Annotated in this window: 1 protein-coding gene; it reads right to left on the bottom strand. The window is 39.1% G+C overall.

Annotated elements, in window-relative coordinates:
* The coding region (locus A3775_RS08760; protein ID WP_156481581.1) for an RNA-guided endonuclease TnpB family protein at positions 1–783 on the bottom strand (783 nt) is incomplete at its 3' end.
* Between the last annotated feature and the right edge of the window lie 201 nt (positions 784–984).

The raw sequence follows: 984 nt of genomic DNA, 5'->3' as shown, positions 1-984 counted from the left end.
AACTATCTTTCTAGACAGTTTGTGTAGGTAGTCTTGACGGACATTGCTAACTTGTTCATATACCCTAGCGACAATCTTGTTAGCCTTTCTACGACGATTGCTACCTTTGTTTTTCCGTGCAGCAATGCGTTGTTTTACAGCTAGTTTTTTCTCGTATTTAGATAAATGTTTTGGGTTTGAATATTTGTGAACTTTACTACCATCATAGGTAACAGCAAAATCCTTGATTCCCAAATCAATCCCAATAACTTTACCCTCACTGGTAGAGGTAGGATAATCACCCTCATATTCCATCAAAACCGAAGCATAATACTTACCCGACGGACATTTACTCACAGTTACCGTTTTGATTATTCCATCAAGCGGCCGATGAATTTTTGCTTTGACAACTCCTAGCTTGCCGGGAAATTTCAAAGCATCATCAACTTGCTTGACTTTCTGTGGATATTGAATTGATTGGCGATGATGTTTTGATTTGAATCTAGGGTATTTTGCTCTACCTTCAAAAAAGTTTTGATACGCACGGCTTAGGTTGAGACTCACGGACTGTAAAACTTGTGAATAACAATCCCCTAGCCATTCAGTTTCTTTCTCTTTCTTGAGTTTTGGTAATAAAGAATTTAATCCAGACTGAGACAAGCCTTTGCCAGTCGCTTTATAGGTTTCAATACATCGATTCAACCCATAATTCCACCACCAACGCGCACATCCAAAGTGTTGAGCTAACACCTGAACTTGCCCGTCTGTGGGGTATAACCTGACTTTTACAGCTTGTCGTTTCACTTAGATTTCTCTAATTATCGACCTATTACTATTATATACATATTGCAGTAATACCGTACAGAAAATATTTGGCTACTCCTCATACATACCGTCCTTTATCAACCTTGTGGTTGATTTCACTCAGATATGTAATCGTCGTAGCCCGGCTTATATCCCCACCTAACATTCATATAGGTGGGGACTTACGCCGATTTGGTTAAC

The sequence above is a fragment of the Anabaena sp. 4-3 genome (genome assembly GCF_001597745.1).
GTDB lineage: Bacteria > Cyanobacteriota > Cyanobacteriia > Cyanobacteriales > Nostocaceae > Trichormus.
This window is presented reverse-complemented; position numbering and strand designations above follow the sequence as displayed.